Origin of the sequence: Streptomyces sp. SID12501 (genome assembly GCF_010550245.1) — a bacterium.
In the GTDB taxonomy this organism is placed as follows: Bacteria; Actinomycetota; Actinomycetes; order Streptomycetales; family Streptomycetaceae; genus Streptomyces.
Map to the genome: position 1 here is coordinate 47,901 of NZ_JAAGLU010000019.1, position 25,687 is coordinate 73,587.

The 25,687-nt window shown below is 68.2% G+C and carries 15 protein-coding genes and 1 pseudogene; 13 read left to right on the top strand and 3 right to left on the bottom strand.

What is annotated here, in order from left to right; genetic code table 11:
* Window positions 1–170 precede the first annotated feature (170 nt).
* From G3I71_RS23135 to G3I71_RS52955, 9 genes and pseudogenes are all read left to right on the top strand, one after another.
* The gene (locus G3I71_RS23135; protein ID WP_164316810.1) at window positions 171–818 is read left to right on the top strand and encodes a hypothetical protein; all 648 of its coding nucleotides are present in this window, start codon (window positions 171–173) and stop codon (window positions 816–818) included.
* The gene (locus tag G3I71_RS23140) at window positions 815–1,885 is read left to right on the top strand and encodes a hypothetical protein (RefSeq protein WP_164316811.1); all 1,071 of its coding nucleotides are present in this window, start codon (window positions 815–817) and stop codon (window positions 1,883–1,885) included. The genes G3I71_RS23135 and G3I71_RS23140 overlap by 4 nt, the downstream gene beginning before the upstream one ends.
* Window positions 1,886–1,911: 26 nt before the next feature.
* A complete protein-coding gene (locus tag G3I71_RS23145; RefSeq protein ID WP_164316813.1) occupies window positions 1,912–2,208 on the top strand; it encodes a hypothetical protein in 297 nt (98 codons plus the stop codon).
* A gap of 47 nt (window positions 2,209–2,255) precedes the next feature.
* Entirely contained in the window at window positions 2,256–3,539 is a 1,284-nt protein-coding gene (locus tag G3I71_RS23150; protein WP_203731092.1) for a hypothetical protein, read from the top strand.
* Window positions 3,540–3,760: 221 nt separating this feature from the next.
* Entirely contained in the window at window positions 3,761–4,108 is a 348-nt protein-coding gene (locus tag G3I71_RS23155; protein WP_164316815.1) for a hypothetical protein, read from the top strand.
* On the top strand, window positions 4,101–4,778 hold the full coding sequence (locus G3I71_RS23160; protein ID WP_203731094.1) for a hypothetical protein: 678 nt from the start codon (window positions 4,101–4,103) through the stop codon (window positions 4,776–4,778). Before G3I71_RS23155 ends, G3I71_RS23160 begins: the two co-directional genes overlap by 8 nt.
* Entirely contained in the window at window positions 4,775–5,431 is a 657-nt protein-coding gene (locus G3I71_RS23165) for a hypothetical protein (protein ID WP_164316817.1), read from the top strand. The genes G3I71_RS23160 and G3I71_RS23165 overlap by 4 nt, the downstream gene beginning before the upstream one ends.
* A 129-nt stretch (window positions 5,432–5,560) precedes the next feature.
* Window positions 5,561–5,947 (top strand): hypothetical protein, encoded by a 387-nt coding sequence (locus G3I71_RS23170; protein ID WP_164316818.1) that lies wholly within the window; start codon window positions 5,561–5,563, stop codon window positions 5,945–5,947.
* Window positions 5,911–6,114: pseudogene (locus tag G3I71_RS52955) on the top strand (hypothetical protein); the annotation flags it as partial. The gene G3I71_RS23170 and the pseudogene G3I71_RS52955, both read left to right, overlap by 37 nt.
* 174 nt (window positions 6,115–6,288) lie before the next feature.
* Here G3I71_RS52955 and G3I71_RS23175 read toward each other — a convergent pair.
* On the bottom strand, window positions 6,289–8,835 hold the full coding sequence (locus tag G3I71_RS23175) for a DUF262 domain-containing protein (protein ID WP_164316820.1): 2,547 nt from the start codon (window positions 8,833–8,835) through the stop codon (window positions 6,289–6,291).
* Between the two features lie 254 nt (window positions 8,836–9,089).
* Window positions 9,090–9,794 carry a hypothetical protein gene (locus G3I71_RS23180; protein WP_164316822.1) on the bottom strand — a complete coding sequence of 235 codons (705 nt, stop codon included), beginning with the start codon at window positions 9,792–9,794 and terminating at the stop codon, window positions 9,090–9,092.
* A gap of 581 nt (window positions 9,795–10,375) precedes the next feature.
* Between G3I71_RS23180 and G3I71_RS23185 the strand changes: the two genes are divergently transcribed.
* Window positions 10,376–16,489 (top strand): AAA domain-containing protein, encoded by a 6,114-nt coding sequence (locus G3I71_RS23185; RefSeq protein ID WP_343243051.1) that lies wholly within the window; start codon window positions 10,376–10,378, stop codon window positions 16,487–16,489.
* Window positions 16,490–16,569: 80 nt separating this feature from the next.
* On the opposite strand, the gene G3I71_RS23190 is transcribed toward G3I71_RS23185, so the two are convergent.
* Window positions 16,570–18,741, bottom strand: a complete 2,172-nt coding sequence (locus tag G3I71_RS23190; protein ID WP_164316824.1) for a DEAD/DEAH box helicase — start codon at window positions 18,739–18,741, stop codon at window positions 16,570–16,572.
* 191 nt (window positions 18,742–18,932) lie between these two features.
* On the opposite strand from G3I71_RS23190, the gene drmA reads away from it, so the two are divergent.
* From drmA to drmC, 3 genes are read left to right on the top strand one after another with little or no spacing between them, the layout of a single operon-like run.
* Window positions 18,933–22,763, top strand: coding sequence for a DISARM system helicase DrmA (drmA, locus tag G3I71_RS23195; protein WP_203731096.1), 3,831 nt, complete (start codon window positions 18,933–18,935; stop codon window positions 22,761–22,763).
* Window positions 22,760–24,655, top strand: a complete 1,896-nt coding sequence (gene drmB, locus G3I71_RS23200) for a DUF1998 domain-containing protein (RefSeq protein ID WP_164316827.1) — start codon at window positions 22,760–22,762, stop codon at window positions 24,653–24,655. The genes drmA and drmB overlap by 4 nt, the downstream gene beginning before the upstream one ends.
* Window positions 24,652–25,431: a DISARM system phospholipase D-like protein DrmC gene (gene drmC / locus G3I71_RS23205; protein ID WP_164316829.1), complete on the top strand. Its 780-nt coding sequence runs from the start codon at window positions 24,652–24,654 to the stop codon at window positions 25,429–25,431. The genes drmB and drmC overlap by 4 nt, the downstream gene beginning before the upstream one ends.
* The last annotated feature ends 256 nt before the right edge of the window (window positions 25,432–25,687 follow it).

The following is a 25,687-nucleotide window of genomic DNA, read 5'->3' on the forward strand; positions in this document are numbered from 1 at the left end:
CGCCAGATCCGCGACAGATTATTACGTAAAGTGACGGACGCTGTCGCATATTTTCGAACGAACTGGACTTGGAGCCCTTCCTGCTTGGCGGAAACCCCATTGGTGTCCTCACGTGCCCTACAGATAGCGTTGGTTCGCTTGAGTTACCCCCACCTCACCAGGAGTCCAGAGTGAACCGCCCCGCCCGGCTGGTGACAGCCGTGCTCACCGCATCCGCGGCTCTGCTGCTGACCGCCTGCGGCTCCGGAGGGGGCGACGATGCGTCCTCGGACAAGATCAATGGGGCGGACGTCGGCGCTGGGAATGCGTCGGCGAGCCCCTCCGCGTCGGCCTCGCAGGACGGAGTCAAGCGCCCCGAGATCACGCTTCCCAGTGAGTTCCAGGCGAACTTCGAGAGCTGGACGAACAGCGACGTGAAGCTCCAGACGATCCTGGACGACGGCAAGCAGCAGCTCCTCGGTTCCTACTCCGCGATCATCGAAGCCGATCCGGAATCGGACGCCATGACCTTCTACAACACGGGCACCGCCCTGACCACTGGCAAGGAATGGGTCAACGGGTTCGTGACGAAGGACATCACCCTGGTCGGCAAGACCCGGGCGTACAACCCGCAGACACGCATCAGCGCGGACGGCTCAGGAACCCTTTTCTACTGCGTGGACGAGAGCACGGCTTCCACGAAGAACCGCAAGACCGGTGAGATCACCGAAACCCCGGCCGACACGGCTCAGGTCCTGTATCAGACCAAGCTCAGCAAGAACGACGACGGTGTGTGGCAGACCACCTCGGTCAGCACTACGCAGGGCGGCTGCAAGTGAGAACAGGTGCTCGCTCCGTTCTCGGACTGACGGCAGCAGCGTTGGTCGTCACCGTTCTCACTCCCTCTTCGGCCCTGGCGATCGGCGGGGACGACGGCTGGAACCCGTCCAAGCCGAGCGGCTCCCAGGGTGGGGGCACCTCCGGTCGGCAGCTCACGGCCAAGGTCAGCCAGTCCAGCATTGTCATCACGCGGTCGGGCGGAAGTGGAACCGCGAAGTCCTCCGCCGGGACCCTCGCCTCCGTCGACCCCAACTGGGAGCCTCCGGCCTGCTGGTACGAGCCCGTTCTGACGCCTGCGCAACTCAAGGCCGGAGTGGAGGAGTTGGAGGGCACCGACATGCTCGCCCCCGTCAATTCGCACCTCTTCTGGGCCCACGAGCTGCTCGTCAACTACTACGACAAGGGCCAGGAGGGCGGCTACAAGGACTACAACCTCGGCAAGGACGGGATGTTCTGGCGCGACGTGGTCCGTGCCGGGCACGAGGACGACCTCGCCGCGTGGGACTGCAGCGAGATCATGTTCTGGCAGGGTGCCGGCACCGTCCCTGACGATCCCAACGCGCCCACACCGAAAGTCCTGGCCGCGTACGCCTACGACAGGATCGAGGTCCCGCAGACCGAGATCGAGGTGAAGCCTGCGGCCAACTCCACGGTGAATCTGCCCACTTGGGTGTGGCTGGACAAGGGCACCTTCAATGAGGTCAAGGTCCGCGCCACGCTGCCGAACACCGGTCTGTGGGCGGAGACGACGGCCAAACCGGTGGCCCTGCACCTGGAGCCCGGCACGGTAGACGCCGAGACTTACCCGGCCTCCGGCGACTGCGAGATCAACGACGACGGCTCGATCGGCACCCCGTACACCGAAGGCGACGCGAGCAAGACCCCGCCGCCCTGCGGCATCACGTATCTACGCGCGAGCAGCGGTCAGCCGTATGAGCTGAAGGCGTCGATCACCTGGGCGATCTCGTGGGAGGGCTCCGGCGGTGCGCAGGGCGACCTGCCGGACGGCACCTTCGAGACCACCCAGGACATGACCGTTCAGGAGATCCAGTCCGTCAACCGCTGACAGTCGACACGTGAAGGGCCAGAGACATGTCGAAGGGATCCGATCTCCAGGTCGACTACGACCTGCTGTCGACGAGTGCCAGGCAACTCGCCCAGATCCGCCGCGAGTTCAAGGGCTTGGAGGACTGGAAGCAGGACATCGAGTCGCTGCTCGGCGACAGCCGTGTCCAGGCCGCCATGGGCGACTTCGTGGACAACTGGGACAAGAACCGGGGGCGCCTGGTCAAGGAGATCGAGGAGGTTGGGAAGCAGGTCAAGACGACCAGCGACGCCTTCAAGGGACTCGACGACCAGCTGGCCAACGCCAACAAGGGGAAGAAGTAGCGCCTTGGGCGCAGACGGACCGACGGCTCTTCGCAGGGGGAACATCCATGGCTCGGCCGGCTGACTGGGCGCCGCTCACAGAGACCGACCCCGTTCCGGGGGATCCGGACGGGATCCGGCGCGAGGTCACGCACATGAAGAGGATCGCCGAGAAGCTGCGTACGCAGGCCGCCGCCATGCAGGCGATCGCCGAGTGCGACGGTCTGAAGGGCGAGTACGCCGACAAGCTGGGCGACAACGCGCGCGGGCTCGGCCGGAGGCTGGACCTTGCTGAGGACCGCTACCGCAAGGTGAAGGGGCACCTCAACGGCTGGGCAGACGACATGGAGGACGCCCAGAAGAGGGCGGGCCATGCCCTCGACGATGCCAAGGACGCCCAGCGGACCATCGACCAGCACAAGCCGGACAGTGCCAGTAAGGGCTCGGACAAGGACACCGGCAAGGACAAGCCGGACGAGGACCCCGCAGTGAAGCGGGCCCGGGAAGATCTTGAGGCCGCCCGCACGAAGCTGCAGTCGGCTGTCACCTTCTACGGTGAGCGCGCGGACCACTACGCCGGCAAGATCCGGTCGTCGATCGACGACGACATGGAGGACAGCTGGTGGAACGACTTCAAGGCGTGGGTGGGCGACGCTGACTGGTTGGGGACACTGGCCGAAGTCCTGAGCAACATCACCACCCTGCTCACCTTCGCTGCGATCTTCTTCCCCGCCCTCGGCGTGCTGGCCGCAATCCTCACCGGAATCGTCTTCGGTATCCACCTCCTCATGGCCCTGACCGGCAACGGCTCGTGGTTCGATGTGGTCACCGACATCGCGGCATTCAAGATGGCCAAGAACGGCGTCAAGGCGGCCAAGGCGGTCAAGGCACTGCAGAAGGAAGGGCGAGGCATCTCGAAGGACCTCGCGGAGCAGCAGGCGAAGCGAGTGGCCAGAATGAACCGTGCCGCCGGCGGACGAGGCGGCAGTGGACGCCTGGGCCGACTCCGCAGAACCGCGGACAACCAGCAGGGTCGAGCGGCGGGCGTGAAGACCCGGGACGAGGCAATGCCGGCGGCGACGCGGAAGGAGACCTACAAGGCCCTCGGGGACAAGCGCATGGCGGAGCAGGTGAAGGACGTCGAGCGCATGAGCGGCAGGTATCCGGACAGTCTGCGACTGAGTGAAATCGCCTCGGAAGCAGCCCGTCAGAAGGGCGTATCCCAAGCCTACTGGGGGACGAGTACAGTACTCGACCTCGGCGGACGGGCCGGAGACGCATGGTCCCCTACCTATGTGAATGCCAAGGGAGACATGACAGCGCCAACAGCAGGGTTCGGGTCGCAATGGTGAGGCCCGAACCGGAGAAGCGGAGAACCGGCCTCACGGAGAGTGCTCGAACCCGGCAGGCTCGCCAGGCTCAGGAGCGCGTCCGTGCCGCAGCGGATCAGGACCTTCACGCGTCCGCGCGGACTCCTCGTCCAGCGGGAGACCATGCCGGAACCGATGCCGTCGGCTCCGGAACACCTGCGTCCGGGCCAGGAGACGAGAGGTTCCTCAAGTGGGCGGCCCAAGTGCGCTACGTGCTGCTCGCCATCGCCCTCGTCATGCTGCTGTGGTTCATCGTCGCGATGCAGAACCACAGGACATGGGGACTGGAACTGCCCATGCCCACCTGGGCGTTGGACATCGCCGCGCTCAGCCCTCTGCTGGTGCTGATCCAGTTCCGGAGCCCGGAGACCAGGAGGAAGAGCGACACCCTGGAATTCGACCTGCGGGTCATCAGCGGTCTCTACTTCCTCATGGCTCTCCTAGGAGCCGCACTCGGCGGATACTGGCAGCTGTGGCCCGGGGTCGCGATCAGCGCCGCGGTGCACGTGGGCATCTGGTACACGAACAGGCGGACACGCAGTCATGGCTGATCCCGTGACCGAACCTGCCTCGCCACCTACTGGCTACGGGTTTCTCCTGCCCGAGGACTGGGTGCAGATCCCACTCCGGCAGGCAGACGCGGAGGTCGCCGTACGTTCCCTCGTCGCCTCCGCCTTTGCACGCGTGCCGGCGGACGTGCCGCGCGACAAGCTGACGCCTCTGCGGCTGGAGCTGGAGCGCAGACTGCGGGCCGCCGTTGCCGAGGCGCGCAGGGCCGATGCGCTGGAGATGTATCTGCCGGTGAAGCTGACGGGCGCCGTGAACCTCGGGGCGTCGTTCACCGTCTCCAACGCGCGTCTTCCCACGCGCTCCGGGCCTGACGGAGCTTCGAGTGAGGTGTCCGACCCTGCGGAGATCGCCGTGCAACTGCTCTCCGCCGACGGCACGGGGAGTGCCTCGGAGATGGACCTGAGCAGCGGCGAGGTCGACGGAGCCCTTGCGGTTCGCCGAGAGCGTGTCGTGCCTGCGGCCCCGGAGCGCGGTGCGGAGCTTGGCAGCCGAAGGGTGGAGTATCTCGTGGCGATACCCGGTGACCCCGGCCAGTGGCTCGTGGCCGCTTTCTCCACGATCGGCGCCGGGAACCCCCGAGACGACCTGGCTGATGCGATGGTCGAGTGGTTCGACGCGCTGATGACGACCTTCCGGTGGAGCTGGACATGACTGAGCCCCTGGTCGAGCTGGAGCACGAGTTCAGCCTCGACATCGACTACGACCCGAGTCGGTGGCTGGAGCTTCCTCCGCGCTGGGACACCGAGGAGTGGCAGGACATCGACGCCTGGGCGCGTACGTGCGCCGAGCTGCTCTGGCGGTCGTACGGGCAGGATCCAGGCGAGTCAGGTATCTCCTTCCTCGCGGGTGTGCTGCGGCGCTTCGCGGAAGCCTTCGCGCCGGAGCCCTTCGATACGCGGGTACTGCTGCGCATGTGGGAACCGGCGACCATGCCTCTCCAGGTCTTCAGCATGGTCAAGCCCGCGCAAGGTGACCGCGAGGAGACGCTGCGCTTCCTCGTCGGAGCCGAGGACCTAGACGCTGTCGAGCCCCCGGTCGTCGAGTCCTTCCACACAGAACTCGGGGAGGGGCTGCGGACATTCCGCTATCTCAGGCAGGACGACACCCCCGAAGTGATCGCCGCACTCCGCTACGCCTGGCGCGACGAGGAAGTCGGCGCCGACGTGGTCCTGTGGACCGCCACCGACGACACCGCACGGGTCATCCGGGCCGCCCAGGACATCGAAGAGCTGGCGCACAAAGTGAGCGTGGCGGTCTGGAACCTCGAACCGGACGACGAGGAATCGCCGGATACGAAGTCGTAGAGGCACCCGTGGAGCTCTCTCGGGCTTCCGTGGAGAGGGAGCAGCTCGCCCGCGCTCCAGCGATGAATTCAGTCGACATGGGCATGGCTGGGTTGGGCTCCGCCGGTGTCGACACCGAACCGTTTTGAGATGACCTTCGACGGCTGGGCCTACGCCGTCGCCGTGGACGGACGAGATGTGAGTGACCAGGTCGCCGCCGTCGATGTGCGTGCCGACCCGCATGAACTGCCACGCGTCGTGCTGCACCTCTGGCCGCCTGGGACCTGGCCGACTGAACTGGACGTGCTGGCACGGGTGGAGGTCGGTGTGCCCGCCGAGCCGGGCGCGGCTGTTGCCGCGTTCCTCGACGCGTTGGACCCGCTGGAGGTGGAGCGTGCCGCGCTCACGCGGGCGGACCTGGAGAATGTACCGGGTGGTGGGACGGCCGCAGTGCTGCGGCAGTTGGCGGAGTGCGCCCGTGGCGGGACGCTGGTGGACGTATGGACGATGTGCTCGACGAGGACACGGGCGAGCTGAAGGCTGCCGAGGTGGACAGCGCTCTCGCATGGGCGGGGCCCGGTGCCATCGCGCCCCTCGGACAGCCCGCGATCACAGCCCCGCTGGACGGTTCGGTTGCCGTGCTTCCGGCAGCCACCGCGTATCAGGCCCTTCTGCCCCTCGACGCTCCGGAGACGCGAAACGATGACGTGATCGCGGTCCGCAGTTCGACCCGGGATGCCCAGCTCGTCGGGCGTCGCTTCCGTCATGGTCCTTCCTCCAAACTGCTTCGTTGGCAGGGTCGACCCGGCACAGGTACTGTCTCTCTCGGTTGTCGTCCTGCGACAGCCAGTCGATGTGGAGCAGAACGCGACACGCGTTCAGTCCCGCCGTGCCAGATCCAGCGCCGCCACCCCGACGAACCAGTCCAGCACTTCGCAGATCTCGTCACTGTGCTCCGCGAAGACCGTGACCGGGAAGGACGGGCGCAGCTCCAGCTTCGCCTCGGGCAGATCGATGCCGTCGATCTTGTTCAGGCGGTTCAGGAGTTCCCGGCGCTGCTCCGTGTCGTCGAAGGGACTGCGGGTCTTCAGGTACTGGAAGACCACCTCGACCGTTCCGCTGACGGGGTAGATCCCGACCGGCCACATCAGATGCGGCCGACGGCTGGCCCCGAGGTCCAGCGTGGGGAAGCAACTCGTCTCCTCGTACCGGCCGTATGTCACGTGGCCGCCCTGGCGGCGCCAGAAATCGAGGACCGCCACGACTCCGGAGTACGCGTCAGGCCAGTTCTCCTGCAGCTGCGCACGGAACCGCTCGGCCGCCTCTGCATCCTCCCTCTGGGGGAGCAGGTCGTGCACGGCGGGCTGTGCCACGTCTCTGCCCAGCAGGGTGGCCAGCTCGGCGGCGGACAGGCGCTGGGGAGGGTGGGCCCGCCCGAGGGAGTCGAAGCGCACTCCCTCGCTCGTCAGCAGCTCCTGCGGCGGCGGCCGGTCACTGCCGTCCGCCCAGCGGAACTGCGGGGAGATCCTGCCCTCCACGGTGAGCACCCGGTAAGCGCCGATCACGCTCGTGTTGGCGCTCAGGTAAGCCCCGACAGGCACCGGGTGGCTGCCGATCAGTTCGGCGACATCGCCGTACGTCGTCCAGGTGCCGCTCGGCATTGCCACCAGGGCGGCACGCAGCTCGACCCAGCCCGGCGATTCCTCACCGGCCGGCTTGACCCCGCCGATCGGACAGGGCCACAGTTCCACGGCGCGGTCGGCCAGGCGGTCGGCGCGTTCCAGGATCTGTGCCTTGCCCCAGCGCTGTGCCGAGGAGATCTCGAGGTTCATGCGCAGGGCGCTGGAGTCGAGGATCTGCTGTTTGCGCTCGAAGGGGTGATTGGAAAGCTTGGCGTTGTCGCCGGTCAGCGTCAGGTTGCCGAGCGTGTGCACCAGCAGGTCGTGCAGCTCCTGCGGAGTCTGGTTCGGCTCCGTCTCCTCGGCGAGCAGGTCGAACCACGCGGGAGCGGGGCGTTGCGGCAGGACGTGCTCCACGCTGAGCGACGCCTTGGCGAAGTCCACAGGCTCGGAGGCGCGGTAGCTCTCCTCCAGGCGGCGCAGGATGTAACTGCGCTGTGGGGGGCGCCCGGACCAGTAGAACGGTTTGGTGCGGACCGCCTCGCGCAGTTCTTCGTCGCTCGGCCAACGCCGGCGTCGGCCGGACAGAAACCGCCTCACCGCCTCGGCGGCAGATCGGTCTGTCTCGAGCTCCTTCGGCGCTTCCATGAAGATACGGTTGAGGTTGGTGGTCGGTGTCTGACAGATCAGGCGTCGCACCAGATAGGACTCGACGTAACCCAGTGCCTGGGCCGCGTCGTCCGGCGTCGTCCTGCCAGTGTCGAGAAGGTCCAGCAGGTGCAGCGTGAGCGGGTAGTGGGTCTGGCCACCCCAGGCGGTCAGACGTTCCAGGACCGTTCGAAGGGCGGGGGACGACTCACGCGCGGGGTCGATGATCCGCAGGAATCGGCTGGCTCGCTGGGCGAGTTGCTCGATCTCGCGCTGCAGCGCGTCCTCGTCGCCGGCCAGCGAATGGAGCCGCTTCTGCTGCTCGCGGTAGATCTCACTCTGCTTGGTCTTGTAGTGGCCGCGTACCACCAGGTCGAGCCAGACCAGGAGTTCGAGGTTCTTCGGACCGAGACTCTGCTGCATGGGCAGCCACAGTTCCTGGTAGATCCGCTCGCCTCGTTTGGGCAGCAGCATGAACAAGTAGTTGCGCAACAGGTCGCTCTGGCTGAGCCCGACACCTGTGTTGTTGATCGACTCGAAGATCCGGTACACGTTGTCGCCCGGCTCGGCGGTGATCTCCACGATGGAGAGCAGGTCCTTGAGTACGGTCTCGACCGTGGCGGCCCACTTTTCGTCGCCCGCCTCGTGGCGCTGGGCGAGCGCACCGCGGAAGAACCGGTAGGCAGCCCCGATGTTGTCGCTTCCCCCGGCGTCCGCCCGGGACTGCACACAGGCGGTGTACGCGTTTCGGTCCGCCTGCGTGGGCAGCAACCGATAGTGGTCCGCGCCTTCGTGGAACTCGTTGACCAGTATCTGGCGGTGCACGCGGTCCACCCCGCGCGCGTCACCCGTCTCTTTCAGGTGGTCGCGCAGGGCAGTGAAGGCCAGCATCAGCGTGGTCAACCGCTGCTGCCCGTCGACCACCAGCCATTTCTGCACCCCGCCGGCCTGGATCTGACCGGGTGCGAGCACCACGGACCCGAGGAAGTGCGGCGAGGTCGGCTCGCCGGCCAGGTGCTGGTCGACAAGTTCCCCTATGTCCTCCCACAGTCGCCGAAGCTGGTCCCCGCCCCAGCTGTAAGTACGCTGATAGAGCGGCACCTGGAACTGCTTCTCCCCTTGGACGAGCTTGAGGAAGGTGATCTCCTGGGCGCGCATGCGCTTCCTTTCCCTACGGCATCCGTGACGGGTGCATAGGCCGAGCCCGTTCAGGTCCGATGCCTCGCGGCCCAGGGGCAGTTGCCCGCTGAATCTATGCCTTTTCAGACGTTGCTGTCCGCCGATGCCAAGGACGAACGGCTTGAGATGGAGAGGACGACATGTGCAGCACAGACGTGCCGAGGAAAGAGCTGACAGTTCATTCGGCGCGGCGCATCTGGAGTCGTCCTGAACCATCCATCCGAAAACCGACGTTACGGAGTCGAATCCCCGGAGTCAGGGCCGAGGGGCATCTCGTCCCCACCCTCATCGCCGGCCCAGCTCGGCGGGGGCTCTCCGAAGATGTTCCGTGCGGATTTGATCGTCAGTCGCCCGAAGACATGGTTGCCGCCGGCGCCGAACGCGGCACCGATACCAAGCGGCACCTGTTTGCTCAGCACCAGGACCCCTTGCTTGGTCCCGTACTTGGTGATGAACCGCGGACCCAGCACCTTGTTGGCCCGGTTGATCGCCGCCATGGGGATCGCACTGACGATGCGCCGTGCCCAATAGGGGCCAGTGCGCCCGACGGCTTTGTCCAGAGCCTTCACCGCTCCGTCGCCGAGGAGGACGGTCAGGACAAGGAGCTTGCGTCGCTCGATGTCCTCAGGATGCAGGCCATGAACCTCGGCCAGCGACAGCGTGTAGAGCACTGACGCTTCCGTGAAGAGCATGACGTCAGCCAGAGCCGTCGGGATCCCCGCGCCGGGCACGATCCCTGCCGCACCGGATGCTCCTCCGGATGCGGTGATGCCGGTGAGGAAGTAACGATCCAGCCGCCGGATCAGCTCCTGTGGAGTGTCCTCGGGGTGGACTCGCCGCAGGCGCTCGACGTTCTTCCTCGCCAGCGGCTGCTGGGCGACCAACGCCTTCTCGAGACCCTGCTGGATCACGTTCTTAGCGTCATCGGCCTTGCTCATCGGGGTTCTGGTCCTCTCGGATAGCGGGTGCATCGAGGGCGTTGGGATATGGCCAAGTCTGGTGTTGCTTTGACGGTGCGGGTGGGTGAGTCGATCTTGGAATAAGAATCCGCCGCCTCCTCGACCAGGCGATGGGGCAGCGTGAGGATCCATCAGTGGCTGCACCGCGCTCTTGTCGAGCGGCCGGTTACTGGTGTTGTGGGTGCGTCGCTGAGCCGTCAACCGGGTTGAAACGTCGACCACTTGCATGTGCATGGCGCCTTCGCTTGCCTCTCGGCCAGCATCGAGTACACCTTGGCGTGCAATGTGAACTAAGTCAATGTTGCGGGAGGGGGGGTGCCTCGAAGGTGTTACCGGTGTCGTCGGCGTCGTCGGTGATCACTCGTTGGTGGTGATCTGTGCCGGATGAACGCCAATGGCCGGTTGGGTGTCCAAGTTTGCTGATACGCTCGTGATGTGTGCTCAGTTCACACTAAAGTCCGTGCGCCGGGGGGCGCCTTGCTATCGGGCTCGTTGTGGTCGGGGCGAGATGACCGGACGGGTCACCGGATGGCCCTCAGGAGCAGTGGTGGGGTGGGCGTGTGAGTCAGGATGAGCGTGGGCTGAGCGGTGGTCTGCGGCCGGTCGGTTTCGTCTATCAGTACGACGACGGCCTGTATGTGCGGGTGGGCGACGTCGTGCCGTACGCGCTGACAGACACCGAGGGCAGTCACGGTTACCGGCAGGGTGACGACATGGTGCGGTGCACCCTGTCCCTGAGCAACGGCACCGGGCGGCCACTCGACCTCGGCGGTGTCACCCTGCTGGTCCGGGGAGGGCTGTACGGCAAGACGGCCCGTCAGGTGCGGGACCACCGCGGCGACTTGCTCGACGATGAGCTTGAGGGCACCCTGCGTGCGGGGCGCAGGGTCTCCGTCACGTGGGCCTACAGCATTCCCGCCGGTACCGCCGGTGACCTGGACATCGAGGTCCGCTTCCCGGCGCGTGACCGGGGGAGCGTCACGTTCAGCACGGCGCCCGCAGCCGCCACGGTGGTCGGCGAGCGCCCTGTACCGATGGCGTTCGACCAGTCCGTACTGTTCGGTGAGCGGCAGCAGTCGTTGTTCGCGGAGCCGGATGACGCCTCGGAGCCCGTGACCAGGGCCGTGCGCCCGGCCCCGACCAGGGGTGACCGGCGCGCCACCGCACCGGCCGGGCTCGATGTCGTCCCGGCCCAGCCGACCGGCCCCGCGCCTCGGACCACCCGATCACTGGTCGCGGAGGTCTCCGCCAACGGTTTGGATGCCGCTCGCGTCCGGCAGATCTTCCGGTTTCTCGCCGAGGCCGAGGAGTCGAAGACGCGCCCGGTGCGCACGCTGGACGGGGCGGCCGGCGCGGTGTGGTTCGACGAGTTACCGGACGACGACGGCGTGGAGGTGATGATCGACGGCGCTCTCGCGGGGGACGACCCGGCGTGGCTGACCGTCGCCCGCCCCGAACGTGAGGACGCGCCACACCCCAAGGCTCTGCTCGCGCCCTGGGTGGACGAGACCCGTATCCGTGACTTCAAGGAGCCTCGCGCCCCGCACCTGCGCCGGCGTATCGAACCCGATTTCCCCGACTGGTCCCGGGGTATCCCGCTCGACAAGACCTATCACGAGCTGGACGAACACCCTCAGCGGGAGAGGATCGAGAAGCTGTACGCCGCCTGGGAGCAGGAATGGCTCGCCTGGGCGGAGCGGCGCCGCGCGATCGACCCACTGGTCAGGTTGTACGACCGGCTGCACAAGATGCACGAGGACGCCGCGGGCCTCGGTGAGGCGTACGAACTCGTGCTCGGGCTGGGCCGGCTCACCTGGCAGACGACCTCCGGGCAGCGGGTTGAGCGGCACCTCGTCACGCACCGCGCCACCATCCAGCTCGACCCGTCCACCGGCACGCTCACCGCTGCCCCCGACCCCACCGGCGTGGGCCTGGAACTCGAAGAGGGCATGCTCGAAGGGGCTCAGCATGTGCCGGGCGCCGTGCGCGAGACGATCGTCGAGGTACTGGAAGGCGCCTTGGACGTGACCGACCCCGAACACCTCGGCGCCGTTCACACCGCCCTGCGCAGCTGGGTCAACGCCGCCCACAGCGCCGGAAGTTACGCGCCGACCGTCGAGCGCGCCAAGCCGCGCAGCCTCGAGGTCCCGCAGGTGGGACTCACCCCAGCACTCGTCCTGCGTGAGCGCAGCCGCCGCTCCACCATGGACGCGCTCAAGGCCATCGCACGCCAGATCGACGCGGGCACGCCGCCCACCGCACTGCTCGGCTACATCGCGGGCCGTGACGGCGCGCTGACCGCGGCGGACCTCGCGGCGGCGGAGGACGACGGAACCGCGCAGGGCGGTGACGAGATGTACTTCGCACTGCCCGCCAACGAGGAGCAGCGCACGATCGCCGAACGCCTGCGCGCCAACCGGCTCGTCGTCGTCCAGGGACCGCCCGGTACCGGCAAGACGCACACCATCGCCAACCTGGTCACCGACCTGCTCGCCCAGGGCAAGCGAGTCCTCATCACCAGCCACACTCCGCGCGCCCTGCGCGTGCTGCGGGACAAGCTGCCGGAGTCCATCCGCGACCTGTGCGTGAGCCGCACCGAGGACGGTGCGGCCGCCCAGCGGGAGCTGGAGGCGTCCGTGCAGCGGATTCTCGGCGAGTACGCGGGCTACGACGAGAAGGCCTCCCGCACGGGCATCAGAACCCTTCAGACGCGCCTCGCGCAGGCCCGTACCGCTCAGCAGGCCATGCTGCGCGACCTCGCCTTACTGCGCGAACAGGAGACCCACCGCTTCGAGGCGGAGATCGGCGACTACCGCGGCAGCCTGCAGGAGATCGCCGAGCGCCTCACCGCGGAGGCGGGACGGTACGACTGGCTGGGCCCGGTCCCACAGGAACAGCCCGCCCTGAGCGCGGACGAGGCACTGCGCCTGCTGCACACCACCCGCGCGTACACCCCGCACCACCAGGCCCTCGCGGCCGAGGTGCCGGGCCCCTCCGAACTGCCGGGCCCCGGCGACTTCGAGGAGGCCATACGGATCGTACGGTCGGCCGAGGAGGCGCACGTGGCCGCGCGCCAGGACCCGCTGTGCGCGGAGTACGACACGGCGGTGAGGAGCCTCGGTGAAGGTGAACAGCAGCGGCTGTCCTCGGCGCTCGACGCCTTCTCCACCACCCGCGCCCGTGCCGGGGCTCTCGCCGCCGCGGCCGGTGACTGGGCCGCAACGCTCCTGAGACAGGTGACCGAGGGACAGGACTGGCAGGCACGCAGCCGGCGGGCCGCCGTCGCCGAGACCCTGGCGGCCGTCGACAGCTCGCTCGCCGTCCTGGGCACCGCCATGGTCAGCGGCCTGGAGCAGTACGACCCGGCTACGGCGCTCGCGCAGGTCACCGCACTGCACGACGGTCTCGGTCAGGGACAGAAGCTGCGCGGCGCCCTCGGTATGCGCTCCAAACTGGCGAAGACGGTCGGCGCGTTCGCGGAGAACGTACGGGTCGACGGCCGGGCGCCGGAGGACGTTCCGACGTCAGCCGTCGTTCTGGCCCGCGTTCAGCTGGAACTGCGCCTGGCCCAGGTGGAGTCCGAGTGGGGCACGTCCCTCGTCGCCTGGCAGGGACACGGACCGCGCCTCGCGCGGCTGCGACAGGACGCGGAGGTGCTGGACGCGCTGCTCGCTGTCGTCGGCGCCCGCACCGACGTCCTGACCGCCGCGGCCACTTCCCCGGCCCTCGCGGTCGCGCCCTGGCACGATCCGTCCGTAGAGAACGCCGTGCGTACCCTGGTGCGCGCGTCGACCACCCTGCGCGCGGCCGAACAGTCGCGAAAGGTCATCGCGGACGCCGAAGAACTGCTGCGGACCTGGGGCGACCGGCCCGGTGTGTCGCCCGCCGTGGTGCGCGCACTCGGTACCGTCCGCGACCGTGACCCTGTCGGCTACCGCGTGTTCAGCGACGAGATGACCGAGGTGCGCGAGGCCGCCCGGCTGCGGGCCGAACAGGACGCGGCGCTCGCTCGCGTCCGCGAGGAGTTCCCGGCCTTGGCCGACCGGATCACCGCCACACATGAGGACAGCGCCTGGGGCACTCGGCTGCCCTCGCTCGCCGAGGCCTGGGCCTGGTCCGCGTGGCGCGACCGCATGGAGCGGCTGACCGACCCCGAGGCCGAGCGTGCCTTGCGCCGACGGCTGACGGAGGCCGACGACGAGGCCCGCATCATGCTCGCTCGACTCGCCGCCGCCCGCGCCTGGCACCGCTGCCTCGGCCTGCTCACCGGCGATCAGTCCCGGGCACTCAGCGCCTACCAGCAGGCCGCACGCCGCATCAAGGGGAAGTACCAGCACCGCTACCGACGCGACGCACAGGCCGCCCTGCGCAAGGCGCAGACGGCGGTGCCGGCCTGGATCATGCCCCTCCACCAGGTCGCCGAGACCGTACCCATGGACCGACCGGGTCTGTTCGACGTCGTCATCGTCGACGAGGCCAGCCAATCCGGCCTCGAGGCCATGCTGCTGAGCTGGCTCGCCGACCGGATGGTCGTCGTCGGCGACAGCAAGCAGGTCAGTCCGTCCAACGTCGGCCTCAAGCAGGACGAGTACTTTCACCTCAGGGATCGTCTGCTCACCTCGCTCGAACCGGACGTCCGCAGCCTGTTCGGCCCAGAGTCCAGCTTCTTCGACCTCACGGAAGCGCTCTCGGCGGGCCGCGGAACACTCATGCTCAAGGAGCACTTCCGGTGCATGCCGGAGATCATCTCCTTCTCCAACGACCTCTGCTACAACCGTGCTCTGCTGCCCCTGCGACAGTACGGCGCCGACCGGCTGCCCCCGGTCCGCACGGTGTACGTCGAGACCGGCGAAGCCGTCGGAGCCAACACCCGGCTGACCAACGCCGCCGAGGCCGAGGCCCTCGTCGAGACGATCGTGCGCTGCTGTGCCGACCCTGCCTATGACGGGAAGACCATGGGGGTCGTCAGCCTCCGGGCGAGCAAGGGACACCTGACGGAGCTGGAGAACCTGCTCGCCGAGCGCCTCGACTACGAGCAGCGCGAGGAGCGGCGTATCCGGGTCGGGGACGCCGAGGACTTCCAGGGCGACGAGCGGCACATCATGTTCATCTCGTTCGTCAACTCGGCGACCACGGCCGCCGGAGCGGTACCGGGCGGCTTCAACGGCAAGACCTACGAGCAGCGCATCAATGTGGCGGCCTCACGTGCCCAGGACCAGGTGTGGGTGTTCCACAGCGCGCGGGCCGAACAGTTCCACGAGAACGACCTGCGTCGGCGGTGGCTCGATCACCTCACCCGTCCCGCGGAGGAGGATGTCGTCGCGGTCCAGGGCGAGGTTCTGCCCGACGTCCGGCACGAAGTGTTCGACAGCCTGTTCCAGCAGCAGGTGTACCTGCAACTGACGGCACGGGGCCACCGGGTCCGTCCGGGATACAAGGTGGGCCGCCACACGATCGACCTCGTCGTGGAGGGCGGAACGCGCAGACTCGCGGTCGCCTGCGACGGTGACGCTTTCGCCGAGGGCGAGGATGCCTCCACCGCGGCCGCCAGACAGCGTGACCTGGAACGCGTCGACTGGACGTTCGTCCGGATCCGGGGAAGTCGCTTCCACCTGGACCGCGAGCAGGCGCTGGCCCCGCTGTGGGCCGAGCTGGAACGGCTGGGCATCGAACCGGTCGGGCCGGAGCCGGAGGACTCCGGTGCCGCCGACGGTGCTGCCGTCGACGGCGCGGAGCCGAACGGTCGGGCGGCGACCAGCGCTGAGGTGGCGGCCGACGGCGATGCAGTCGTGACGGGGCACGTGACCGAGACCGGCGATGTGGCCTGGGCAGGGGCAGGTGACGCTGCCGTGGCCGATGATCGCGGGCCGTTCGAGTCGCGGGCCGCATCGGGCCATGAGGAGGGGAGCCGAGGCACGGCGCGAGCGCAAGCGCCGACCGCAACTGCGGCTGCTCTGGGGGCTGTGCCCGTGCCCAGAGCCACGGACCCGCGCGAGTCCCTGAGTGATCCGGCCCGACAGGCGACGCCTGCTCCGACCTGGCTACGTGCCATGACCGCGGACAGCGAGGCCGTTCCTACGCGGGCAGCTGGGGTGACGCCCCCTGAGGCAGCAGCCACCGCTCGGGAGACTACGGGCCCGGCCCGCTCGGCAGGGCACGTCGTACCTTCCGAGGGCTCGATGCGGTCGGCGATGCCCAACCCGACCGCGCCGGGTTCTCTGCCGGTCCGGGAGATTCCCGCCGCGGCCTTCCAGCGACTGGTGCGCGAAGTGCAGCAGTTGCAGGTGGCAGCCGACGCTCCCTACGAGACCCCCGAAGGAGCGGACGCGGCCCAACTGGTCTTCCTCAGGAGGACCCAGGCCGACCAGCGGGACCGGCGCACCAGGCGTCTCGCCTTCCTGCGGACCTTCCTCGACTCCGTCGGCGTCGGGCGGGAAGGAGCTGTTCCCGACGTGGTGATTCCGGGCGCGCTGCTCCGCCTGGAGTTCGACGGTCAGGTGGACGAGGACACCCTGTACACGATCGCCGAACTGCCCACCGAGGAGGCGGACATCGTTTCTCCGTCCTCCCCTCTCGGTTGCGCGCTGGCCTGGCAGCCGACAGGACGCGAGATCTCGTACGACGCGTCCCAGGGCAGGTCGCGCGCGGTCGTAGTGCGGGAGATCCGCGTCTGATCGAGGCCATGGCGCCGTGAGAGGACGGGCCCTGTCCCGAGAAGCAGCCTTGCGGTCCGCGGGACAGGGCCCGGCGCGGCTCAGTCGGTGACCGGGTCGAGCATGCGGCTCCGCTCACCGCTCCAGGAGATCGCCAGAGCGTCGCGTGCCCGCGTACAGGCCACGAAGAGCAGACAGTGTTCGGCCAGAAGATCCGAACGGTGCTGCACTGCGTCCTCGTCGGCCGGAGTCACCTGCGGGGCGAACGGCAGCACGTTGGACGTCACGCCGACGACGGCCACACAGCGGAACTCCAGCCCTTTCATGGCGTGCATCGTCGCCACACGCACACCCGACACCTTCGGCCCCGGATCGTCCTTGACCGCGACGGCGGGGACGCCTTCCCGACGCAGGCGCGCGATGACCGCGTCGACCAGGGTGTTGAACCGGGCGCACACCGCTACTTCGGACGGCTTCACACCGTCCTGGTCGATCCAGGTGCGGATCTGCTCCACGAGCGCGCGCAGTTCGTCGTCCTGGCTGCCATGGCCGCGAGCCACCGGTAGGCGGCCGTGCAGCTCGGAACGGTAGCCCCGCAGAGAGTCCCGGCCGCCGTCGTCCTCGTCGTCCTCACCGAGTCGGCCCACCGGCTGACCGTCCAGGAGGGACACGGACCAGCGCAGAATCTCCTCCGTGCTGCGGTAGTTGAGGCGCAGCCGGGACGTCCGCCCGCGCACGCTGACGCCCAGGGACCGCAGCGAGACCCGGGAGTCGTAGATGCGCTGATGGGGATCACCGACGAGGAACATGTCATCGGCCTGCTCGGCCACGCAGGCACGCAGCACCCGCCACTGGGCCGGGTGCAGGTCCTGCGCCTCGTCCACCACGACGTGGCGGTAGCGCGGCCCCTGCTCGGCCAGAATCCGGGCGGCCTGGTCGCACACCATGGTGTACGTCGCGCAGTCGCGGGAGCTCAGGTCTCCCGTGAACCGCTCCATGACCCGCCACAGCCGGGCCCGTTGGACTCGTCCCACCTGTGTGCCGCGTCCCCTGCGCACACATCGCAGGTACTCCTCCGGCGTGCGCAGTCCCTGCGCCAGGACGACGTTGCGGAACTCCTGGGACAGGAAGCGCTCCGACCAGGGGAGGTCCTCGCGCGCGGCGGCACGGGTCCACGCGCTCTTCTCCGCCGCGGCCGACAGCGGTTTCGGCGAGCCGCCCCTGGCCTCCCGGACGACCCGGGCGGCCAGCGAGTCCACCGTCGTGACGTCGACACGGTCGAGCAGACGCGCGTCCGCGTCGCCGAGCAGGAGGGCCAGGCTGTCCCGCAGGGCGGCTGCCATGGCGTTGGTGAAGGTGGTGAGGAGGATACGGTCGTCCTCACGTCCGGTGCGCAGCAGGTGCCGTACCCGGTGCAGCGCTACGACCGTCTTGCCGGTGCCGGGACCGCCCGTCACCTGAGCCGGTCCGTTGAATCCCGGGTGGTAGGCGTACCGGCGTTGAGTGGGGTGCAGAAAGACGCGCCAGCGGGTGAAGTCCTCCGTGAGGATCCGCTCCAGCTCACCGGGGCCGGTGACCTCCACCATGCGGTCGGGCGTATTGAGGATCGCCTCGCTGAGGGTGACGGCAGGCCGGTCCTGCGCCGTGCGCACCGTCTGCCCGCGCGAGGCGATCAGCTGCTCCCAGACGTCCTGGGGTGAGTAGTCGGCCGCCAGGAACTCCAGTACCTCGTACTGATCGGCAGGCATCATGGGGGGCGCCATGACCGTCAGATCGTCGGCGGTGACACACACACGCGCCAGCCGCATCACCTGGTCGTCGATGCCGAGGTCACGGAGCACGGTGTCGGAGTGGTGCGCGAAGAGCCGGGCCGGGGTCTGGACCGCCTTCGTCTCGAAGTAGGTCTCCATCTGTTCGAGTGCCTCGACATTGCGAACCTCCAGGCCGCCGGTGGCACCGTTGACCGAATAGGCGCGTTTGCAGGCCCAGTTGATCGCCTCGTCGTGGGGTGCCACCCGGAGGAGAGTGAACAGCTCGCTGCCGTCGTCCGGGGCGAGGAGTACGGCCCGGTAGAACCTGGTGACCCGGATCGTACGGATCCGGGGGTCGCGCGCCCGCTCCAGCTTCTCCAGATGCATTCCCTTGCTGGCGTGGAGCTGAGGCACCGTCAAGCTCCGGAACATCTGGATCGTGTCGCTGACTTCCTTCTGGACAGGTCTCTGCAGGGAGATCAGATCCGCGACGAAGTCGTCGGACAGGGCGAGGCGGGGCATGGGAGTCCTCGGGTCGCGGGCGGGCGGTGGGCGCGCGGTGAGCGGTGCCAGCCTAGAGACTGACGGAATACAGAGCGACGGACCCACCGTATTCGTTGTGTGAACTGAGTCAACGGGTCTATATTTCTGATGCTGTCTCACCATCGGCGCACATCCGTGCTCCAACGGCCCTGTCCGAAAGGACCCACCGCATGCCGGCCCAGCCTGCCCAGGCCGCTGTTCCGCATCCGCTCGACGAAGTTCCCCAGACCTTCCGTGCCGGGGACTCCTACGCGGTGCGGGACGCACTCGTGCACTACATCCGCCGGGATCTGCTGGGTCCCTGGGACGGTGAGACGGAGGCGCTGCCGAGCGCCTCCTCCGGTCCCCGTGACCGGTATCTGGTCGGCATGCTCGGTCCGCGCTCCCAGGCCGTGACCGCGGACCGGATCGCCCGGGTGGCCGCCCAGGGCGCGGACGGTGAGTCCGGTGACGAGCAGGAAGGTGACGACAGCGACCTTCAGGACCGGTTGAGTCCGCAGGCCGCTGGGCACATCTGGGCATCCTCCATGGGGCTGTCCTTCACCGCTCCGGCCTCAGTCGGCACACTCAGCGCCACCGTCCGCTGGGGTCGCTACACCCAGTCGGCGGAGGCCACCGAGCGGGGGACGACGCGCAGGGTCTGGTCACGTGAACCCGTCGAGCACCTGGTGGACATCGACGTGACCGACGGGGCGGACCGCGTCGTTCCACTCGACGGGGACACCGTCGTCCTCGACGTGCGGGTACGCCGGCACACAGGCCGCACGGGTGCCGAGGACCTGCGCGTGGTCGAGCTGGCCCTGGTGAACCGGCAACCGGACAGCGCGGACGCCCGCGACGCGCACTGGCTCTTCCAGACGGAGATCGACGTCTTCGCCTTTCCCAACGCCCAGGCGGCCGTTTTCCTGCCGGTCGACGACCCCCTCGACCCGGCGAGCCACGACAACGCGCCCGAGGATGCCGAGGAGCGGCGACTGCGCCTCCTCTACCGGGACAGTCTCGGTCACGCCAAGGGCCGCAACGTCGCCGTTCACGCGCACGTCCGCGACGGAGAGCGCAACGCCCATCGCCTGACCACCGTCTGGCTTCCCGAGTACGACGTCAGGGCGACCACGGCACCGGCACTCGAGGAGCAGGACCTCCTCCAGGGGCTGGAGCTGGGCATGGACGAGCTCGCGGCACTCTCGGTGCCCGACCGCCGGTCCGAACTCAGCGCCGCTCTCGCCCCGTTGGCCGACGGGTACGGCTTGTGGCTGGAGCAGCAGCGTCGAAGTGCCGCTTCACTCCCCGAGGACCTGAGAGAAGCGGCCGAGACGGCGATCGAGCAGGCGCTGGAGGTCTGCGACCGCATCACCCTCGGCATCGACCGGCTCGTGGCCGACGAAACGGCCCTGCTGGCTTTCCGGTTCGCCAACAGAGCGATGGCCCATCAGCGCCGCAACACGGCCATCGCGGCAGCCCGCGCCGGCCGCGAGAACGATTCCCGCTCCTACCGGGAGGCCTACGACGAGGTACATGGCGAAGGCAAGGCGGCAGCAAGCTGGCGTCCCTTCCAACTCGCGTTCGTCCTGCTGAACTTCGACTCCCTCACCCAGCCAGGACACCCGCACCGTGGTACCGGCCGTGAAGCCCTCGTCGACCTGCTGTTCTTCCCGACCGGTGGTGGCAAGACCGAGGCATATCTCGGACTCGCCGCCTACACCTTCGCGCTCAGGCGCCTACAGGGCACCATGGGCTCCGGTTCGGAAGCCCGTAGCGGTGAGGCGGGTGTGGGCGTGCTCATGCGCTACACCCTGCGGCTGCTGACCGCTCAGCAGTTCCAGCGCGCCGCCGCCCTGGTGAGTGCCTGCGAAGTCCTGCGCCGTGAGGAGTTCGCAGAAGACCGGCGCTGGGGACCCACCCCGTTCCGGATCGGGCTGTGGGTGGGCACAGCCGTCTCACCGAACTGGTTCGACGAGGCCAAGGAACAGATTGCCGAAGCCAAGGAGAACGCCAGCGACAAGCACGCCCGGGTCCTGCAGGTCCTGACCTGCCCCTGGTGCGGCAGCGAGCTGACCGCCCGCTCGAACATGGAGTACGACGAAGGCCGCCGCAGGGTCCTGCTGTACTGTCCTCGCGCCGAGGGGGAGGAGCGGTGCCCTTTCTCCCGTCGCGAAGCGCTCGGCGAAGGCATCCCCGTACTCACCGTCGACGAGGAGATCTACCGGTTGGCGCCCTCGATGGTGATCGCCACGGTCGACAAGTTCGCCCAGCTCCCATGGAACGGCTACTCCGGCCTGCTGTTCGGCAGGGTCACCGAGCTGTGCCCACGCCACGGCTATCGTCACGACGACCTGGACGCCAAGATCGGCTGCGGTGGCCGCCACAACGCCAGGGGCGACCTGCCCGGCGTCACCGCCCAGCCCGTCACTCGCCTGCGGCCTCCAGACCTGATCATCCAGGACGAGCTTCACCTGATCTCCGGGGCCCTCGGCACCACCGTGGGCCTTTTCGAGGCGGCTGTCGACCAGTTGTGCACGTGGAGCTTCACCGACGCTCACGGAGGACGTCACGAAGTCGGCCCCAAGATCGTCGCCTCCACCGCGACCACCAAGCGGGCCGCCGACCAGGTGCTGGGTGTCTTCGGCCGCAAGGTCGCCGTCTTCCCTCCCCAGGTGCTGGACGTCGGCGACACCTTCTTCTCCCGGCAGGTGGAACTGAGCCGGGAGAATCCCGGCCGCCGCTATCTCGGCGTATGTGCGCACGGCACCCGCCTCAAGGCCGCCGAGATCCGCGTCGCGGAGATCCTGCTGCTCGCGGCGCAGCAGCTCTTCGACGACTACGGCAGGCCGGCTGACCCGTACATGACCCTCGTCGGCTACTTCAACGCGACCCGTGAGCTTGCCGGCATGCGGCGGTACATGGACGACGACATCACCACCCGTGTGCGATCCAACGGTAGTCGCAAAGGCCAGGACACGCTGTCGGACCGCATCGTCAGCAGAGCCGGGATGCTCAGCATCCAGGAGCTGACCTCACGCATCTCCTCGTCGGACATCGGCGCGGCCCTGAAGCGGCTGGAGATCGAGTTCGATCCCGAGCGGGACACCTCGGTGCGCAGACGGGCTTTCCTGAGCGAGTACGCCGCCGCCATGAAAAACAAGCGAGAACCCCGCGCGTCCATGACGCCGTTCCTTCGACAGGCCGCCGACGTTGTCCTCGCGACCTCCATGCTGCAGGTCGGTGTCGACGTCTCCCGCTTCGGCCTGATGCTTGTCGTGGGCCAACCCAAGAACACCGCCGAGTACATCCAGGCGTCCTCACGGGTCGGCCGCGACGCCGCCCGACCGGGCCTGGTGGTGACGCTCTACAACTGGTCGCGCCCCCGTGACCTGGCCCACTACGAGGACTTCGAGCACTATCACGCGACGTTCTACCGTCAGGTGGAAGCTCTGTCAGTCACCCCGTACACGCGCCGCGCACTCGACCGCGGTGTCGCTGCCACCTACGTCGCCGCACTGCGCCACGCAACCTACGACTCCTCCCGCAACCTCGACGCCCACCATGTCGACCTCGACGGGCCGCTCGCCCAGAAGGTCGAAGGGCGGTTTCTCGAACGCGCCGAACGGGTGGGAGGCGACCGCGCCCGTGAGTACCTGAGCGAACGCCTGGACCGGCTCAAGGACGAATGGCGCCGCAAACGCGACGAGAGCAGTTCGGCCCTCGCCTACCGCAAGGAGAAGCACAAGACGACTGTCGTGAACGGCTTGCTGCGACGGGCGGACGGATCCCGGTGGACCGAACTGACCGTCGGCATGTCGATGCGCGAGACGGAGAACGAGATCAACCTGCTCCTCCCCGGCGGTGGCGCCTTCCTGGAAGAACCCTCGGGCGACGGCCCCGATTGGACGTTCGGTGCCTCCGAGGCCGACTCCGACACCGACCCGGACACGGCGAGCACCGTGGACAGCGACGAGTACGGGCCCGTCACGGCCGGCACGGTCAGGAAGACACAGCGATGAGCAGTCAGGGCAGCAACCGCAGGGTCGGCGCCGTACGGCCCAGTCACCTCATGTTCACCGCTGGCGTCGGCGCCCTCGTCGACCTGCCCAACTTCTCCGTCCTGATCCGGGGAATCGACTTCTGGAGTCACTCCGGTGTCACCGACTACGACATCGACGAACCCCGGCTGCGCGCCGCCGTCAACCGGTCGCTCCAGCGCTATGGACGCGGCCAGGTCGAGCAGTTGCGTGCCGCTCCCTGGCTGGAGGGCGCCGACACGGACCCGAAGAGCTGGGCGGCACAGGGGATCGGCGTGCCCGTCACGCCGTTCCCGCAGTGGCTGCGCTGCACCGCGTGCAATGTACTGGCCGCGATCGACTCAGGCGAGTTCGCCTTCGTCAACGCCAACCCACGGACGCCGCACGAGGCGAAGTTCGTGCACGACTGCAAGCGGGGGAAGCCGCTCGCGGTAGCGGCCCGTTTCACCCTCGTGTGCACTGCCGGCCATCTCGACGAGTTCCCGTACACCACGTACGTGCACCGCGGGCAGGCCTGCGGCCAGACACCGCGCCCGAAACTGCGTATGAAGGACCACGGCGGAAACCAGGCCGCCAACGTCACCATCGAATGCGTCGCCTGCGGCGTGAAACGCAACATCCGTGAAGCCATGGGCGAGCGAGGCCGCCGCAATCTGCCGGGGTGCCGTGGACGGCATCCGCACCTCGGCACCTACGAGACGGACGGCTGTGAGCAAGAGCCGGTTCTCATGGTGGCGGGCGCGTCCAACCAGTGGTTCCCGCTCACCCTCAGCGCCCTGGCACTGCCCAAGGCACAGGGTGGAGACGTCGGCAAGCTCCTCGACGACCACTGGCCCGACCTCGAACTGATCGAGGACCGGGGGCAGTTCGACTTCATGGCGCGCATGCCCAAGTTCACCTTCCTGAAGGAGTTCGACGCCGACGCGGTGGTTGTGGCGATCACGGCCCGAAAGCAGGGAAACGCCGGGACGGCTCTGTCCGCCCCCGACGTCCAGGCCGACCTCTTCGGACCCGAATGGGACGCGCTCTCCGGTCCTGTTCCCACCCCCAGCGACGATTTCGCCCTTCGGCAGATGCCCGTGCCGGCCCGTCTGAGCGAGTTTTTCGCCGACATCAGGCAGGTCGAGCGGCTGCGTGAAGCACGGGCGCTGATCGGGTTCACCCGGCTCGACGCGCCCGACCCCGAATCGCCGGAGATCGCCACGCGTGTCGAGCTGTCCCGCGGAATCCGGAACTGGGTACCGGCCAGCGAAGTGCGTGGCGAGGGAATCTTCCTGCGCGTGCAGGACGGTCTGATGGCCGAGTGGACCGGTCGTATGGAGAAGTCACCGCAGATGGAGGCGCACAGACAGGCGTACGCACGGTTCCGCGCCAACCGGAAGTCGGACCGCAAGACCAGCGACTTCGACCCCTACTACGGTTGGCCCGGAGCGCGGTACCTGGCCCTGCACACCCTCTCCCACCTGCTGATCCGCACCATCGCCCTGGAGTGCGGCTACAACTCGGCCTCGCTCGCCGAGCGGATCTACGCGGGGGACGAACAGAATCCGAGGACGGGCATCCTCATCTACACCGCCGTGCCGGACTCCGAGGGCACCTTGGGAGGACTGGTGTCCCTCGCCGAGGAGCGGGAGTTCGACCGGATCGTGCGCCGAGCCCTGACCGACGCCCGCCGCTGTTCGGCTGACCCACTCTGCGCCGAGCGCCTGCCACAGGACCCGGCCGACTTCCTGCACGGAGCCGCGTGCCATGTCTGTCTGTTCGTGTCGGAAACCACGTGCGAACGCGGCAACCGGTTCCTGGACCGTCGGTTCCTCGTTCCGCTGACCGGGGACAAGGATCCGGTGCTGACCCCGGTCGGCCTGCTGCCGTGAGCCGACCCGCCTTCGAGGGCGCTGCCGAGGCCGCCGTCTTGGCCCTCGGCCTCTCGCGCAGCAAGGACCTCGCCAGCCTGCTCGCCCAGGGACGTACCAGGGAACGGATACTGACCGAATTGGCGACACCAGGAGTCAGCGCGGCTGTCGCGGCGCTCCACGACGCCATGGCGTCGGAGTCGGTGCCCGCCTCCGAGGCGGCTGCCTACGTGCGCGGCTACGTCGCCGCCCGGCGGCGTGCCCGGGAAAGGGTCCGGGTCCGCACCGTGTGGAGCGGCCCTTCGACACCGGCCGTACCGGTGCGTGCCACAGCCCAGGTGCTGGTCGAGGTCATCAACGAGGCACAGCATGAACTGCTGGCAATGACGTACGCGGCTCGCCCCTATCCCGCCCTGACGAAGGCCCTGACCGCGGCTGCAGCCAGAGGTGTCCAGACGCACGTCGTGGTCGAAACCCTGGCCGGCGCGGGCGGCCTGCTATCGGGGAAGGAACCGGCCGACGCGTTCGCGTCCGTGCCCGGCCTGCTGCTGTGGGTCTGGTCACGGGACCCGGCCGAACAGGGCCGCTCACGCCAGCACGCCAAGCTGGCGGTCGCCGACCGACGCACCCTTCTGCTCGGCAGTGCCAACCTGACCGAGTCCGCTGCTCGGCGCAACATCGAGGCGGGTGTGCTGGTGACCGGGGGCGAAGCACCGCGGCGCACGGCAGAGCACATCGTCGAACTGCAGCGCCTCGGAATACTCAGGCCTTTCCCGCCGCACCGAACTTCTGATTGACCACGGAACCTTGCTCGCGAGGGAAATCAGCAACGGGTCGGTGTGAGCCCTGGAACTCTTGGCGACAGCTGACCGAACTCGCGAATCGCTGTACGCTCCGAACGTCGCCCTTGACCTGAGAAAAGCGGGCAGGGAGCAGACAATCCAGGAGTATTTCCATGCTGCGCACCATGTTCGAGTCCAAGATCTACTTCTTGACTGTCTGCCCAATCAGACGTGTGACAGTCGCTATTCGGTCGGCAATTGGTGGGTGGCA

Bases quoted from the DNA above. Each gene is read 5' to 3' on its own strand.
- G3I71_RS23145 (WP_164316813.1), top strand. From the start codon at position 1,912: ATGTCGAAGGGATCCGATCTCCAGGTCGACTACGACCTGCTGTCGACG.
- G3I71_RS23150 (WP_203731092.1), top strand. From the start codon at position 2,256: ATGGCTCGGCCGGCTGACTGGGCGCCGCTCACAGAGACCGACCCCGTT.
- G3I71_RS23160 (WP_203731094.1), top strand. From the start codon at position 4,101: ATGGCTGATCCCGTGACCGAACCTGCCTCGCCACCTACTGGCTACGGG.
- G3I71_RS23165 (WP_164316817.1), top strand. From the start codon at position 4,775: ATGACTGAGCCCCTGGTCGAGCTGGAGCACGAGTTCAGCCTCGACATC.
- G3I71_RS23170 (WP_164316818.1), top strand. From the start codon at position 5,561: ATGACCTTCGACGGCTGGGCCTACGCCGTCGCCGTGGACGGACGAGAT.
- G3I71_RS23175 (WP_164316820.1), bottom strand. From the start codon at position 8,835: ATGCGCGCCCAGGAGATCACCTTCCTCAAGCTCGTCCAAGGGGAGAAG.
- G3I71_RS23180 (WP_164316822.1), bottom strand. From the start codon at position 9,794: ATGAGCAAGGCCGATGACGCTAAGAACGTGATCCAGCAGGGTCTCGAG.
- G3I71_RS23190 (WP_164316824.1), bottom strand. From the start codon at position 18,741: ATGCCCCGCCTCGCCCTGTCCGACGACTTCGTCGCGGATCTGATCTCC.
- drmA (WP_203731096.1), top strand. From the start codon at position 18,933: ATGCCGGCCCAGCCTGCCCAGGCCGCTGTTCCGCATCCGCTCGACGAA.
- drmB (WP_164316827.1), top strand. From the start codon at position 22,760: ATGAGCAGTCAGGGCAGCAACCGCAGGGTCGGCGCCGTACGGCCCAGT.